Source organism: Actinomadura sediminis, from assembly GCF_042675525.1.
In the GTDB taxonomy this organism is placed as follows: Bacteria; Actinomycetota; Actinomycetes; order Streptosporangiales; family Streptosporangiaceae; genus Spirillospora; species Spirillospora sediminis.
In genome coordinates this window covers 59,888-74,439 of record NZ_JBHTJA010000014.1, presented here as the reverse complement: position 1 = coordinate 74,439, position 14,552 = coordinate 59,888, and the positions used below count along the sequence as shown (strand labels likewise).

12 protein-coding genes are annotated in these 14,552 nt (G+C 70.6%); 8 read left to right on the top strand and 4 right to left on the bottom strand.

Annotated features, from left to right (window positions below; translation table 11 throughout):
* The first annotated feature begins 129 nt into the window (after positions 1 to 129).
* The 7 genes from ACFQ11_RS10635 to ACFQ11_RS10605 all read left to right on the top strand — a co-directional run bounded on the left by ACFQ11_RS10635 (position 130) and on the right by ACFQ11_RS10605 (position 9,182).
* Entirely contained in the window at positions 130 to 1,170 is a 1,041-nt protein-coding gene (locus tag ACFQ11_RS10635) for an NAD(P)H-dependent amine dehydrogenase family protein (RefSeq protein WP_378297844.1), read from the top strand.
* Positions 1,171 to 1,208: 38 nt separating this feature from the next.
* Entirely contained in the window at positions 1,209 to 2,099 is an 891-nt protein-coding gene (locus ACFQ11_RS10630; RefSeq protein WP_378297843.1) for a glutathione S-transferase family protein, read from the top strand.
* Between the two features lie 80 nt (positions 2,100 to 2,179).
* On the top strand, positions 2,180 to 2,851 hold the full coding sequence (locus tag ACFQ11_RS10625) for an AIM24 family protein (protein ID WP_378297842.1): 672 nt from the start codon (positions 2,180 to 2,182) through the stop codon (positions 2,849 to 2,851).
* Between the two features lie 509 nt (positions 2,852 to 3,360).
* Positions 3,361 to 7,044, top strand: coding sequence for a multifunctional oxoglutarate decarboxylase/oxoglutarate dehydrogenase thiamine pyrophosphate-binding subunit/dihydrolipoyllysine-residue succinyltransferase subunit (locus ACFQ11_RS10620; protein WP_378297841.1), 3,684 nt, complete (start codon positions 3,361 to 3,363; stop codon positions 7,042 to 7,044).
* Positions 7,045 to 7,118: 74 nt separating this feature from the next.
* Entirely contained in the window at positions 7,119 to 7,298 is a 180-nt protein-coding gene (locus tag ACFQ11_RS10615) for a DUF6104 family protein (protein WP_378297840.1), read from the top strand.
* A 263-nt stretch (positions 7,299 to 7,561) separates the two neighbouring features.
* On the top strand, positions 7,562 to 8,389 hold the full coding sequence (locus ACFQ11_RS10610; protein WP_378297839.1) for a DUF4097 family beta strand repeat-containing protein: 828 nt from the start codon (positions 7,562 to 7,564) through the stop codon (positions 8,387 to 8,389).
* A 1-nt stretch (position 8,390) separates the two neighbouring features.
* Positions 8,391 to 9,182, top strand: coding sequence for a PadR family transcriptional regulator (locus ACFQ11_RS10605; protein WP_378297838.1), 792 nt, complete (start codon positions 8,391 to 8,393; stop codon positions 9,180 to 9,182).
* A 24-nt stretch (positions 9,183 to 9,206) separates the two neighbouring features.
* Here the strand turns inward: ACFQ11_RS10605 and ACFQ11_RS10600 are convergent, their stop codons facing one another.
* The 4 genes from ACFQ11_RS10600 to ACFQ11_RS10585 all read right to left on the bottom strand — a co-directional run bounded on the left by ACFQ11_RS10600 (position 9,207) and on the right by ACFQ11_RS10585 (position 12,948).
* Positions 9,207 to 10,175, bottom strand: a complete 969-nt coding sequence (locus ACFQ11_RS10600) for a zinc-binding dehydrogenase (protein WP_378297837.1) — start codon at positions 10,173 to 10,175, stop codon at positions 9,207 to 9,209.
* Positions 10,176 to 10,297: 122 nt separating this feature from the next.
* On the bottom strand, positions 10,298 to 11,050 hold the full coding sequence (locus tag ACFQ11_RS10595) for an amino acid ABC transporter ATP-binding protein (RefSeq protein ID WP_378297874.1): 753 nt from the start codon (positions 11,048 to 11,050) through the stop codon (positions 10,298 to 10,300).
* Between the two features lie 70 nt (positions 11,051 to 11,120).
* Positions 11,121 to 12,032, bottom strand: coding sequence for an amino acid ABC transporter permease (locus tag ACFQ11_RS10590; protein WP_378297836.1), 912 nt, complete (start codon positions 12,030 to 12,032; stop codon positions 11,121 to 11,123).
* A gap of 4 nt (positions 12,033 to 12,036) precedes the next feature.
* The gene (locus tag ACFQ11_RS10585; RefSeq protein WP_378297835.1) at positions 12,037 to 12,948 is read right to left on the bottom strand and encodes an ABC transporter substrate-binding protein; all 912 of its coding nucleotides are present in this window, start codon (positions 12,946 to 12,948) and stop codon (positions 12,037 to 12,039) included.
* Between the two features lie 448 nt (positions 12,949 to 13,396).
* Between ACFQ11_RS10585 and ACFQ11_RS10580 the strand changes: the two genes are divergently transcribed.
* Positions 13,397 to 14,503, top strand: a complete 1,107-nt coding sequence (locus ACFQ11_RS10580) for an NAD(P)-dependent malic enzyme (protein WP_378297834.1) — start codon at positions 13,397 to 13,399, stop codon at positions 14,501 to 14,503.
* The last annotated feature ends 49 nt before the right edge of the window (positions 14,504 to 14,552 follow it).

Genomic DNA, 14,552 nt, shown 5'->3' with positions numbered 1-14,552 from the left:
GACGGGACCACAGTCCCGCGTACAGTGGGACAAGAGGGAAAGTTGCGTCAATTGCCGTATTCCGCCGGACGCGCGGCGTAGTCTCCTCCCCCATCGGCTCGCCCGTTCGACGCCGCGAGGAGCACTCCCATGAGCACTTCCGACCGTCCGTTCCGCGTCGTGCAGTGGGCCACCGGCACGCTCGGCCGGAGCGTCATCCGCGGCGTCCTCGACCGCCCCGACATGGAACTGGCCGGCGTGTGGGTGCACACCCTCGCCAAGGAGGGCTCCGACGCCGGCACGCTCGCCGGGCGCGCGCCGACGGGCGTCCTCGCGACCCGGGAACTGGAGGACGTCCTCGCCCTGGACGCCGACTGCGTCGTCTACGCGCCCGGACGGCCCCCGCTCGACGACATCGGCACCGTCTGCGCCCTCCTCGCCTCCGGCAAGAACGTCGTCTGCACCAACGGGCTCGTCTACCCCGCGGCCCACGGCCCCGAACTCGTCGGCGAACTCGAACAGGCGTGCAAGCAGGGCGGCGCGTCCGTCCACGGCACCGGGTTCAACGGCGGCTTCATGGCCGACGTCCTGCCCCTCGTCCTCGCCCGGCTGGTCCGCCGGATCACGCACGTGTACTCCCGCGAATGCTCGGACCTCTCCCGGCACCCGTCCTGGGGAATGGTCCACCACATGCTCGGGTTCGGCCGCGACGAGGAGTCCTTCCTGCGCTCCCTCCGCCCGGCCCGCACCGCCATGCGCTCCCTCTACTCCGAATGCCTCCACCTCGTCGCCGCCGGGCTCGGCGCCGACCTCGACGAGATCGACGTGGACGTCGACTACCGGCTCGCCGGAACCGACCTGGAGATCGCGGCCGGCCGCATCCCGCGCGGCACCGTCGCGGCGGCCCGCTGGACGTTCAGCGGCCTCACCGGCGCCCGGCCCGCGATCACCGTCGAGGTCATCTACAAGGCCGACGCGGCGCGCGTCCCCGACTGGGGCGACCCGGGACACTCCGTCCGCGTCGACGGCCGCCCCTCGCTCGCGCTCACCACCGACGACGCCTGGGTGTCCGACGACGTCTCGGCCGCCGCGGCGCACGCGCTGAACTCGATCCCCGCCGTCTGCCGCGCCGCCCCCGGCGTCCGGACCTATCTGGACCTTCCGGCCTTCTCGGGCCGCATGCAGACCTGACTATCGTGGCGGGGAGAATCTCCGAAGGAGGAATCGGCATGTCCGTGCAGGAGGTCGAAGGCGGCCGGTTCGTCCGGCAGCCGAACCGGTTCACCGACCGCATCACCGCCGACGGCTCGTCCGGATACGCCGCCGAACCCGGCCGCTACCGGCTGTTCGTGTCCTACGCGTGCCCGTGGGCCCACCGCACGCTGATCGTCCGCCGCCTCCTCGGCCTCGAGGACGTCATCGGCGTCGGGGTCGTCGACCCCATCCGGGACGAGCGCGGCTGGCGGTTCCCCGAGCGCGACCCGGTCACGAACGCCGAGTTCCTCTCCGAGCTCTACCTGGCGCGCGACCCGTCCTTCGAAGGCCGCTACACGGTGCCCTGCGTCTGGGACGCCCGCACCGGACGCCTCGTCACGAACGACTTCCCGAACATCACCACGACGTTCGAGACCGAGTTCACCGCGTTCCACCGCCCCGGCGCGCCCGACCTCTACCCGGAGGCCCTCCGCCCCGAGATCGACGAGCTGAACGACCTCGTCTACCGGACCGTCAACAACGGCGTCTACAGGGCCGGCTTCGCGACCTCCCAGGACGCGTACGAGGAGGCGTTCGACGCCCTCTTCGCCACCCTGGACGCCCTGGAGGAACGCCTCGCCGACCGGCGCTTCCTGTTCGGCGACGACCTCACCGAGGCGGACGTCCGGCTGTACCCCACGCTCGCGCGGTTCGACGCCGTCTACCACTCGCACTTCAAGTGCAACCTCCGCCGCCTCACCGACTACCCGAACCTCTGGGCCTACGCGCGCAGGCTGTACGCGCTCCCCGCGTTCGGCGAGACGACGAACTTCGACCACATCAAGCGGCACTACTACGTGACGCAGCGGAACATCAACCCGTCCGGCGTCGTCCCCAAGGGGCCCGCGATCGACTGGGACGAATGATCACGACCTGGTCACCAACCGTCCCGGCCCATCGTTATGCTGCGGAACCGGTAGATAACCAGCACCGAGAGGCCCCGACCATGCGCAGCCAGTTCTTCGGGAACATGGACCAGGGACAGCAGCTCCCCGGCCACTTCGCCCTCCAGAACTCCAAGATGCTCCGGATCCACCTGAACGGCGACGTCCTGGCCCGCCAGGGCTCGATGGTCGCCTTCCAGGGCCAGATGGAGTTCGACTACGAGGGCTCCGGCGGCATGGGCAAGTTCCTCAAGAAGGCCCTCACCGGCGAAGGCGTGCCGCTGATGCGCGTCCGCGGCCAGGGCCTGCTGTTCGTCGCCAACGACGCCGACGACATCCACCTCTTCTACCTGGAGAACGAGGGCCTCACCGTCAACGGCTCGAACATCCTCGCCTACGACTCCCACCTGCAGTCCGACATCCAGCGCGTCCAGGGCGCCGGCATCGCCGCGGGCGGCCTGTTCAACACGACCCTCCAGGGCACCGGCTGGGTCGCCCTCACCACCCACGGCACCCCCGTCATGCTCGACTGCGGCCGCGCCCCCACCTTCGCCGACGGCCAGTCCGCCGTCGCCTGGAGCACCACCCTCCAGGTCGGGGTCAACAAGACCTTCAAGGCCGGCGCCCTCATCGGCCGCGGCAGCGGCGAAGCCATGCAGCTCGCCTACCAGGGCCAGGGCTTCGTCCTCGTCCAGGCCAGCGAGGGCCCCACGGTCGCGCCGCATACGCACTGACACCACCCTCGGCGTCAGGCGGTAGGCCGCCTACCTTCAACGGGGGTGTGCGCGATCGCCGCATCGCTCCGGCTCGCCCAGAGGGCTCGCTGGTCCTCTCCCGGCCTGACGACGGTTCGGCGGACGTGGTACCCGGCGCCGTGGCCGCCCGGCCTGAGCCGCCGTGATTTCGGCGTTTCAAACCGTGACCTTGGCCACACTATGGGAGGCTTCGTGCTGGGATGCGAGCGCCGATCCCGCCGGGACGGGCGAGGCGCTCGTCCCGTCCGGCCGACCGGGCACGAGCGGACCTGCGGCACTGCGATTGCGAGCGAAGCCGGGTTCGAGCATGCGCGGACACGATCGCGAGGCGAGCCCCCCGGCGAGTCGAGCGACGCGGCGATCGCACGCGGCGTCCGCCGCGGGAAGGCCGCCCGTGGCCCGAGCCCGAGGACGCCGCAATAAACACGCGATAGCCTTGACTGGTCTCAACACTTACCTGCGAGCTGCGGAAGAGGGCGATCTCCGCCGTGTCGACAGAGTCGTCGCAACCTAGTGCCGACCCGAAGATGACAGATTTCGGTGCCAACGAGTGGTTGGTCGACGAGCTGTACCAGAAGTACCTCGAAGACCCGAACTCGGTTGACGAAGCCTGGTGGAACTTCTTCGCGGACTACCAGCCGGACAGCCGGCCGGCCGCGACCACCCCGGGCCCGTCCCAGGGCGCCGAAGCCCCCAAGGGCGCGAACGGCACGGCGGCTCCGCCGACACCGAAGCAGCAGCCGCCCGCGAAGCCGGCGCCGAAGGCCGAGAAGAAGCAGCCGGCGCCGCCGCCGGTGCCGGCGGGCGCGGAGGAGGTCAAGCTCCGCGGCGTCGCGGCCCGGACGGCCACCAACATGGAGGCCAGCCTGGCGGTGCCGACGGCGACGAGCGTGCGCGCCGTCCCGGCGAAGCTGCTGATCGACAACCGCATCGTCATCAACAACCACCTGAAGCGCGGGCGCGGCGGGAAGGTCTCGTTCACCCACCTGATCGGGTACGCGATCGTCAAGGCGCTCGTGGCGATGCCGGAGATGAACGCGGCGTTCACCGAGGTGGACGGCAAGCCGGTGCTGATCCGGCCCGAGCACGTCAACTTCGGGCTCGCGATCGACCTGCAGAAGCCGGACGGGTCGCGGCAGCTCGTGGTGCCGAGCATCAAGGCCGCCGAGACGCTGGACTTCCGCCAGTTCTGGGCCGCCTACGAGGAGATCGTCCGCAAGGCCCGCGGCAACAAGCTCACCCTGGACGACTTCCAGGGGACGACGATCAGCCTGACGAACCCGGGCACCATCGGCACCGTGCACTCGGTGCCGCGGCTGATGCCCGGCCAGGGGACGATCATCGGCGTGGGCGCGATGGAGTACCCGGCGGAGTTCGCGGGCGCGTCCGGCGAGACGCTGTCGCGCATGGGGATCAGCAAGGTCATGACGCTGACCTCCACGTACGACCACCGGATCATCCAGGGCGCGCAGTCCGGCGACTTCCTGCGCCGGATCCACGAGCTGCTGCTCGGCGAGGACGGCTTCTACGACGAGATCTTCGAGGCGCTGCGCATCCCGTACGAGCCGGTGCGCTGGGTCAAGGACATCTCGGCGACGCACGAGGACGACGTCGCCAAGGTCGCGCGCGTCCACGAGCTGATCCACGCGTACCGGGTGCGGGGCCACCTGATGGCCGACACCGACCCGCTGGAGTACAAGCAGCGCCGCCACCCCGACCTCGACATCCTCAAGCACGGGCTCACGCTGTGGGACCTGGAGCGGGAGTTCGCGACGGGCGGGTTCGGCGGCAAGCCGACGATGAAGCTGCGCGACATCCTCGGCGTGCTGCGGATGGCGTACTGCCGCACCGTCGGCATCGAGTACATGCACATCCAGGACCCCGAGGAGCGCGCCTGGATCCAGGAGCGCGTGGAGGTCCCGCACGACAAGCCGTCGCGCGAGGAGCAGCTGCACGTGCTGCGGCGGCTCAACAACGCCGAGGCGTTCGAGACGTTCCTGCAGACGAAGTTCGTCGGGCAGAAGCGGTTCTCGCTGGAGGGCGGCGAGTCCGTCATCCCGCTGCTGGACTCGGTGATCTCCGCGGCGGCGAAGGACAGCCTGGACGAGGTCGTCATCGGCATGGCGCACCGCGGCCGGCTGAACGTGCTGGCGAACATCGTCGGGAAGTCCTACGGGCAGATCTTCGGCGAGTTCGAGGGCAACCTCGACCCGCGCAGCGCGCAGGGCTCCGGCGACGTGAAGTACCACCTGGGCGCGTCCGGCGACTTCGTCGCCGACGACGGCTCCAAGATCCACTGCGAGCTGGTCGCGAACCCGTCCCACCTGGAGACGGTCGACCCGGTGCTGGAGGGCGTCGTCCGCGCCAAGCAGGACCTGCTGGACGTCGGCGAGGCGGGCTTCAGCGTGCTGCCGATCCTCGTGCACGGGGACGCGGCGTTCGCGGGGCAGGGCGTGGTCGCCGAGACGCTGAACCTGTCGCAGCTGCGCGGCTACCGGACGGGCGGCACCGTCCACGTGATCATCAACAACCAGGTCGGGTTCACCACGGCGCCCGAGTACTCGCGGTCCAGCGTGTACTCGACGGACGTGGCGCGGATGATCCAGGCGCCGATCTTCCACGTCAACGGGGACGACCCGGAGGCGTGCGCGCGGGTGGCGCGGCTGGCGTTCGAGTACCGGCAGACGTTCAAGAAGGACGTCGTCATCGACATGGTCTGCTACCGGCGGCGGGGCCACAACGAGGGCGAGAACCCGTCGTTCACGCAGCCGCTGATGTACGACCTGATCGACGCGAAGCGGTCGGTGCGCAAGCTGTACACCGAGGCGCTGATCGGCCGCGGCGACATCACGGTCGAGGAGGCCGAGCAGGCGCTCCGCGACTACCAGGAGCAGCTGGAGCGGGCGTTCACCGAGACCCGCGAGGCGGTGAAGAAGCCGCTGGAGCCGGGTTCGGTGGTCAAGCCGGACGTCGAGGAGAGCATCCCGATCGACCACGCGTCGGCGGGGACGGCGATCCCGGTGGAGACGGTCAAGCGGATCATCGAGACGCAGGTCACGCTGCCGGAGGGCTTCACCGTCCACCCGCGGCTCCAGCCGATCCTGCAGCGCCGCGTGCAGTCCATCGACGACGACGCGTTCGACTGGGCGACCGGCGAGCTGCTCGCGATGGGCTCGCTGCTGATCGACGGGCACCCGGTGCGGCTCGTCGGGCAGGACACCCGGCGCGGCACGTTCGGCCAGCGGCACGCGGTGCTGGTGGACCGCAAGACGGGCGAGGAGTACACGCCGCTCAAGCGGTTCGACAAGGGCGTGTCGAAGTTCTACGTGCACGACTCGCTGCTCAGCGAGTACGCGGCGATGGGCTTCGAGTACGGCTACTCGATGACCCGCCCGGACGCGCTCGTGGCGTGGGAGGCGCAGTTCGGCGACTTCGCGAACGGCGCCCAGAACATCGTCGACGAGTACATCTCGTCCGGTGAGCAGAAGTGGGGCCAGCACTCCAGCGTCGTGCTGCTGCTGCCGCACGGCTACGAGGGCCAGGGGCCGGACCACTCGTCCGCGCGCATCGAGCGCTACCTGCAGCTTTGCGCGCAGGACAACATGACGGTGGTCTACCCGACGACGCCGGCGAACTACTTCCACCTGCTGCGCTGGCAGGTGCTGTCGGGCCGCGGCAAGCCGCTGGTGGTGTTCACGCCGAAGTCGCTGCTGCGGCTGAAGGCGGCGACGTCGAAGGTCGCGGACATCACCGAGGGCGCGTTCCAGCCGGTCATCCCGGAGAGCGACCCGGCGATCGACCCGAAGAACGTCCGGCGGGTGCTGCTGACCACCGGCAAGATCTACTACGACACGGTGAAGGAGCGGGAGGCCGCCGGCGCCACCGACACCGCGATCGTGCGGATCGAGCGGCTGTACCCGCCGCCGGTGGACGAGATCAAGGCGGAGCTCGCGAAGTACCCGGCGGACGTCGAGGTCGTGTGGGTGCAGGACGAGCCGGCGAACATGGGCGCCTGGCCGTTCATGGCGCTGAAGCTGCCGCACCACATCGAGGGGCTGAAGATGTCGCGGGTGTCGCGCCCGGCGTCGTCGTCCCCCGCGGTCGGCTCGGCCAAGCTGCACCAGGCGGAGCAGGACGCGCTGATGGCGCGGCTGTTCGGCGGGCAGAAGTAGCGGAACGCGAGACCCGAGGGCTCCGGCGCGTGCGCCGGAGCCCTCGGCGTCCCTGGACATAGAGGACTTACCGGATGTATTTCACCGACCGCGGCATCGAGGAGCTGACGGACCGGCGCGGCGAGGAGGAGGTGTCGCTCGCGTGGCTCGCCGAGCGCCTCCGCGAGTTCGTGGACCTCAACCCGGAGTTCGAGACCCCGGTGGAGCGCCTCGCCACCTGGCTCGCCCGCCTCGACGACGAGGACGAGGACTGATCCGTCCCGGACGGCCCGCGCCCGGGCGCGCGTAGCGCCGGTGACGGCGACCTGGGCGCGCGTAACGGGTGTCGCACGGGGTTCGAGTGTTGGTGACGGCGCGCGCGGCCGGAGGCGCCCCGGCGCCGGAGGACACGCGAAGCGCCGTCGCCGTGGCGGGGGTTCAGGGGCCGCCACCGGGATAGACACGACATGTCTTGACTTTCCGGTGACGCGACATATCGTGTTCACGGGAACGAGTCCTCGGCGGAAGGGCGGACGACATGGCGCGCTGGACGATCGACGAACCGACCACGCTCGACTTCGACGGCGTGGTGGCGCTGCGGGCGACGCTGATCGCGGGGAGCGTCTCGGTGCTCGCCTCCGACGAACGGCCGGCGATCATCATCGGTGACGTGGACGGGCCGCCGCTGGCGGTGTCGCACGAGGCCGGGATGCTCACGGTCAGCCACGAGAAGCTGTGGGAGGGCGTACTGACCTGGCTGCGCACCCAGCGGGCGCGGGCGACGATCACCGTGACCGTCCCGCACGACTGCCCGGTGAGCCTGAACCTCGTGTCGGCGGACGCGGTCGTCACGGGGATGACGGTCCGGACGTCCATCAAGAGCGCGTCGGGCGACGTGACCCTCGACGGGGTCGCGGGCGCGATCGACGCGAACACCGTGTCGGGGGCGATCGAGGCGCAGGGGCTGGACGGCACGGTCTCGTTCACGTCCGTGTCCGGGGACCTCTCGCTGGCCGGCGCGTCGATCGAGCGCCTCTCCGCGCGGACGGTCGGCGGGCGCATCGCCGCGGACGTGGACCTGCCCGGCGAGTGCCGCATCGAGGTCAACAGCGTGTCCGGGGAGGTGGCGCTGCGGATCCCCGAGTCCACGGGCGCCCAGATCTCGCTGAACTCGGCCGCCGGGCGCATCGAGACGTCGTTCCCCGAGCTGGAGCATCAGGACCGGACGGTCTCGCGCAGCGTCAACGGCAAGATCGGCGACGGCTCCGGGCGGCTCGCGGTGAACACCGTGTCCGGCGCCGTCACGCTCCTCGGGCGCGCCGAGGACGACGCGCCGGGGATCGACGCCCCCGGAATGGAGAAGTGAGTTGAGCCCCGTTTTCGGCCACGGCCGCCTCCGCCTCTACCTGCTGAAGCTGCTGCAGGAGAGCCCGCGGCACGGCTACGAGATGATCCGGCTGCTGCAGGACCGCTTCCTCGGCGTCTACTCCCCGTCCCCCGGCACGATCTACCCGCGGCTCGCCCGGCTGGAGTCGGAGGGCCTGGTCACCCACGAGGTGATCAAGGGCAAGAAGGTGTACTCGCTGACCGACAAGGGCCGCGAGGAGCTGGAGCACCGGATGGACGAGCTCGCCGACCTGGAGGAGGAGATCTCCGCGTCGGCGCAGGAGTTCGCCCGCGGGGTCCAGCAGGACGTGCGGCAGACCGTCCGGACGCTGCGCGAGGAGCTCAGCCAGGCCGCGAAGACGATGCGCGACCAGGGCCGCACGACGTCGAAGGACGCGTGGCGCGAGACGTCCGGGCGGCAGAAGGACGCGTGGCGGGAGACCACCGAGCGGCAGAAGGACGAGTGGCGGCGGCAGAAGGACTTCTGGCGCGACCAGACGCAGGCGTGGAAGGAGGAGTGGCGGCAGACCTGGGAGGACGCCTGGAAGACGGCGACCGGCACCAGGGAGGACGTCGCCCGCCTCAAGCTCGAGCGGCACCTGCGGAGGTTCGTCGAGGACGTCCGCGCGGCCGCCGGGGACGCGCGGCTCGACGACGACGCCCTCGCCGCCGCCCGCGCCGTGCTGGACGAGACGCGCGAGCGGCTGCGGCGGGACGTGTTCGGCGGCGGCCCCGGCGGACCGGACGGCCGGGACGGCGACGGGAGGCCGTGACTCGCCCGGCCTCCCGCGGGCCCGTCAGGGCGTGAAGACGATCTTGCCGAAGAGGTCGCCCGCGGCCATCGCGGCGAACCCGTCGCGGGCGTCGCGAAGCGGGATCACCCGGTCGACGGCCGGGCGGACGCCCGTCTTGACGAGGAACCGCGCGAGCCGTTCGAGCTGCCCGCGGGTGCCCATCGTGGAGCCGATCACCTGGAGCTGCAGGAAGAACACCCGGTTCAGCTCGGCCGGGGGCACCTGCCCGCTCGTCGCGCCGGACACCACCACGCGGCCGCCGGGCCGCAGCGACTTCAGCGAGTGCGACCAGGTGGCCTGCCCGACCGTCTCGATCACCGCGTCGACCCGCTCGGGCAGCCGCGCGCCGGTCTCCAGCGCCGCGTCCGCGCCCAGCTCCAGCGCGCGGCGGCGCTTGTCCTCGCTGCGGCTGGTCGCGTAGACGCGGAACCCGGCGGCGGACGCCAGCGCGATCGCCGCCGAGGCGACGCCGCCGCCCGCGCCCTGCACCAGGACGCTCCCGCCGGGTTCGAGCCCGGCCTTGCCGAACAGCATCCGGTACGCGGTGAGCCACGCGGTGGGGAGGCAGGCGGCCTCCTCGAACGACAGCTCGGCGGGCTTGGGGACGAGGTTGCGGCGCGGCACCGCGACCTTCTCGGCGAAGGTGCCGGGGTGCGCCTCGGAGAGCAGGGACCGCTTCGGGTCGAGGGTCTCGTCGCCGCCGCCCCGGTCCGGGTCGCCGATCACCGAGTGGACGATGACCTCGTTGCCGTCCTCGTCGACGCCGGACGCGTCGCAGCCGAGGATCATCGGGAGCCGGTCGGCGGGCAGCCCGACGCCCCTGAGCGACCACAGGTCGTGGTGGTTGAGGGCGGCGGCCTTCACGGTGACGGTCGTCCAGCCGTCCGGCGCCTCGGGTTCGGGGCGCTCCCCCAGCGTCAGGCCGGACAGCGGGTCGTCTGCGTCGATCTTCGTGGCGGTGACAGCGAACATGAACGCACACTAACGGCCCGGCCGGAACACCGGACGGCCCGCCCCCGCGCGGGGACGGGCCGTCCGGGGGCCTCCGCCGCAGCACCCCGCCGTCAGAGCACCTGCCGTCAGAGGACCTGCCGTCAGAGGACCTTGGACAGGAAGTCCTGGGTGCGCGGGTGCCGCGGGTTCGCCAGCACCTCGCGGGGCGAGCCCTTCTCGACGACGACGCCCTCGTCCATGAAGACGAGCGAGTCGCCGACCTCGCGGGCGAACCCCATCTCGTGCGTGACGACGATCATCGTCATGCCGTCCAGGGCGAGCTGCTTCATCACCTCGAGGACCTCGCCGACGAGTTCGGGGTCGAGCGCCGACGTGGGCTCGTCGAACAGCATCAGCGCGGGCTCCATGGCCAGCGCCCGCGCGATCGCCACCCGCTGCTGCTGCCCGCCGGACAGCTGCGCCGGGTAGCTGTTCGCCTTGTCGCCGAGCCCGACCCGGTTCAGCAGCGCGGTGGCCCGCTCGCGGACCTCCCCCTTCGGCTGCCGCTTCACCCGGAGAGGCGCCTCCATGACGTTCTCGAGCGCCGTCATGTGCGGGAACAGGTTGAACCGCTGGAAGACCATGCCGATCTCGCGGCGCTGCGCGGCGACCTCCTTGTCGCGCAGCTCGTACAGCTTGCCGCCCTTCTCCCGGTACCCGACCAGGTGCCCGTTCACGTACAGGCGGCCCGCGTTGATCTTCTCGAGGTGGTTGATGCAGCGCAGGAAGGTGGACTTGCCGGACCCGGACGGGCCGATGACGCACATCACCTCGCCCGGCTTGACCTCCAGGTCGATCCCCTTGAGGACCTCCGTGCGGCCGAACGACTTGTGCACCTGCTCGGCGCGCACCATCGGGCCGCCGGACGCGGGGCCCTTACCGAGGGCGTCGCTCACGGATTCCTCACCTCGCTCGTCCCGCCGGTCACTGGCCGCCACCGCCGCCGCGCAGCCGCAGCCCGGTCCGGGCCGTCTCGCCCTTGCTGGTGCCCTTGCTGTAGTGCCGCTCCAGGTAGTGCTGGCCGATCATCATGACCGAGGAGATCAGCAGGTACCACAGGCAGGCCATCACCAGCATCGGGATGATCTTGTACGTGGTCGCGTAGATCGTCTGCGCGGTGAACGTCAGTTCCGCGTACGGGACGGCGGCGACGAGCGACGTGTTCTTCAGCATCGAGATCGACTCGTTGCCGGTCGGCGGCACGATCACCCGCATCGCCTGCGGCAGCACGATCCGGCGCATCGTCTGCGCCCGCGACATGCCGAGCGCGCTCGCGGCCTCCTGCTGCCCCTCGTCCACCGACAGGATCCCGGCGCGGACGATCTCGGCCATGTAGCCGGCCTCGTTGAGGATCAGCCCGAGCGCCGCGGCGCTGGCGGCGTTGATCAGCGCCTGCGTCTCCCAGGTCTTGAACTCGGGGCCGAACGGGACGCCGATCCCCACCGTGGGGAACAGCGTCCCGATCGCTCCCCAGATCAGCAACTGGGTGTAGAGCGGGGTGCCGCGGAAGAACCACAGGTAGACCCAGGCCGCGCCGCTGAGCAGCGGGTTGGACGACAGCCGCATCAGGGCGAGCACGATGCCGATCGCCGTCCCGCCGACCATCGCGGCGAGCGTCAGCCAGACCGTGTTGCGGACGCCCTCCAGCACCGGTTCGGAGAACAGGTACTCCCACTGCTCCGACCACTCCAGGGCCTTGCTGGTCAGCAGGAAGTGGACGAACATCGCGACCAGCACCAGCACGACGGCCGCGCCGACCCAGCGGCCGGGGTGCCGGACCGGGACGGCCTTGATCGGGTCGGGCCGTCCCTTCTCCACGTCGTCGCCGATCGTCATGCGATCAGCTCTGCGCCGCGTTGATCGCCGGTTCGGTGATCGCGCCGCTCTCGACCCCGTACTCCTCCAGGATCTTCTTGTAGGTGCCGTCGGCCATCAGGGCCTTCAGCGCGCCCTGCACGGCCTCCTTGAACTGGCCGCTCTGCTTGTTGAGGGCGTAGCCGTAGGGGGCCGTGTCGTACGCCTCGCCGATGATCTCGAGCTTGTCGCCGGTCTGCTTGACGGCGTAGCCGACGATCGGCGAGTCGGCGGCCATCGCGTCGACCTTGCCCGCCACCAGGTCGTTGTTGACCTCGGTCTGCTGCTTGCGGACGACGCTCTTGATGGCCGGCTTGCCCGCGTCGGTGCACTCCTTGCTGCGGGCCTCCAGGTCCTCGACCTGGACCGTGCCCTGCTGGACGCCGACGCTCTTGCCGCACGCGTCGTCCGGGTCGACCTGCTTGGGGTTGCCCTTCAGCGCGGCCCACGCGGTGCCCGCCGAGTAGTACGTGACGAAGTCGACGGCCTGCTCGCGCTCCTTCGTGTCGGTGAAGGAGGAGACGCCGATCTCGTACTTGCCGGACTGCACGCCCGGGATGATCGTGTCGAAGCCCGCGTTCTGGAACTCGGTCTTCAGGCCGAGCTTGGCGGCGACGGCCTTGAACAGCTCGACGTCCCAGCCGACGATCTCCTGCGAGGCCGGGTCCACCGACTCGTTGGGCGGGTACGACGCGTCCGAGCCGATCATGATCTTGCCGTCGCTCTTGATCCCCTCGGGGACCATGCCGGCGAGCTTGGAGTCGGCGGCCACATCGGACGCGGCCTCCGAACCGCCGCCGCCGTCGTCCTCGGAGCCGCACGCGGAGAGGGCGAGGGCCCCCGTCAGGACGAGTGCGCCTGCCGCGACGGCGCGACGGCGCAGAGAACCGGTGATCACGGGTTCCCCCTCCAGTAGAAGTCTGCGGATCCGCGAGGATCCGGAGGTCAGGAGCACATTTTGGCGTATAACGGGCATGGTCCCGGTTAAGGGTGCGACACAATCGGACAACGAGGCAGCTCCGGTCCCGTCTCGGTCGTGCCCATGATCGCCACGTGGTGTAACCGTACGGCGACGATTCGCTCTCCCCACGTGACGGTCGCCACCGCCCCGGCCCCCGGACCTGCGGCGGGCCGTGTGGCACAATCGGACAACGGGTGACCCCCGTACGTCGCGAGATGACCACCATGGTGACGGCCACCAGACCACACCACCGCGGCGGCATCGCTCGAAAGCAGATCAACTTTCACAGACAGGGGTCGCTGTGGCTGCTCAGCCCATTCCCACCGAACCGCGCACACTGGACGACGATCCGGCATTTCCGCTGCACCGGGGCGGAAAGCTCGAAATGCGCTCGACCATCCCGGTGCGCAACAAGGAAGACCTCTCGCTCGCCTACACGCCCGGCGTCGCGCGCGTCTGCACCGCCATCGCCGACCGTCCCGAGCTGGCGTACGAGTACACGTGGACGTCCAAGGTCGTCGCCGTCGTCACCGACGGCACCGCCGTCCTCGGCCTCGGCGACATCGGCCCGGCCGCCTCCATGCCCGTCATGGAGGGCAAGTCGCTGCTGTTCAAGGAGTTCGCCGACGTCGACTCGGTGCCGATCGCGCTGAGCTGCACGGGCGTCGACGAGATCGTCGACACGGTGATCCGGATGGCGCCGAGCTTCGGCGGCATCAACCTCGAGGACATCAGCGCTCCCCGCTGCTTCGAGATCGAGGAGCGGCTCCGCGACGCCCTCGACATCCCCGTCTTCCACGACGACCAGCACGGCACCGCGATCGTCGCGCTCGCCGCGCTCACCAACGCGGCCCGCTTCGTCGGCAAGCCCCTCTCGGAACTGCGCGCCGTCGTGGCCGGCGCGGGCGCGTCCGGCATCGCCGTCTCGCAGATCCTCATCGAGGCCGGCATCGGCGACATCGCCCTGTCCGACAGCAAGGGCCTCATCTACGAGGGCCGCGACGGGCTCAACCCGATCAAGGAGCGGATCGCCGCGATCACCAACCGGACCGGGCTCAAGGGCTCGACCGAGGAGGCGCTCAACGGCGCCGACGTGTTCATCGGCCTGTCCGGCAGCACCGTCCACGAGTCGTGCGTCGCCACGATGTCCGACAACGCCATCGTGTTCGCGCTGTCCAACCCGACCCCCGAGGTGCACCCCGACGTCGCGCGCCGGCACGCCAAGGTCGTCGCCACCGGCCGCAGCGACTTCCCGAACCAGATCAACAACGTGCTGGCGTTCCCGGGCATCTTCCGCGGCGCCCTGGACGTCCGCGCCCACTCCATCACCGAGGGCATGAAGCTGGCCGCCGCGAACGCGCTGGCCGACATCGTCGGCGACGACCTCACCGCCGACTACGTCATCCCCGGCCCGTTCGACGACCGGGTCGCGCCCGCGGTCACCGCCGCCGTCGCCGCCCAGGCCCGCAAGGAGGGCGTCAACCGCGTCTGAGTCTTCCCGGACGGCCCGTGCTCCCGCGGAGCACGGGCCGCCGCATCTC

Bases quoted from the DNA above. Each gene is read 5' to 3' on its own strand.
- ACFQ11_RS10635 (WP_378297844.1), top strand. From the start codon at position 130: ATGAGCACTTCCGACCGTCCGTTCCGCGTCGTGCAGTGGGCCACCGGC.
- ACFQ11_RS10630 (WP_378297843.1), top strand. From the start codon at position 1,209: ATGTCCGTGCAGGAGGTCGAAGGCGGCCGGTTCGTCCGGCAGCCGAAC.
- ACFQ11_RS10625 (WP_378297842.1), top strand. From the start codon at position 2,180: ATGCGCAGCCAGTTCTTCGGGAACATGGACCAGGGACAGCAGCTCCCC.
- ACFQ11_RS10615 (WP_378297840.1), top strand. From the start codon at position 7,119: ATGTATTTCACCGACCGCGGCATCGAGGAGCTGACGGACCGGCGCGGC.
- ACFQ11_RS10610 (WP_378297839.1), top strand. From the start codon at position 7,562: ATGGCGCGCTGGACGATCGACGAACCGACCACGCTCGACTTCGACGGC.
- ACFQ11_RS10600 (WP_378297837.1), bottom strand. From the start codon at position 10,175: ATGTTCGCTGTCACCGCCACGAAGATCGACGCAGACGACCCGCTGTCC.
- ACFQ11_RS10595 (WP_378297874.1), bottom strand. From the start codon at position 11,050: ATGGTGCGCGCCGAGCAGGTGCACAAGTCGTTCGGCCGCACGGAGGTC.
- ACFQ11_RS10590 (WP_378297836.1), bottom strand. From the start codon at position 12,032: ATGACGATCGGCGACGACGTGGAGAAGGGACGGCCCGACCCGATCAAG.
- ACFQ11_RS10580 (WP_378297834.1), top strand. From the start codon at position 13,397: ATGCGCTCGACCATCCCGGTGCGCAACAAGGAAGACCTCTCGCTCGCC.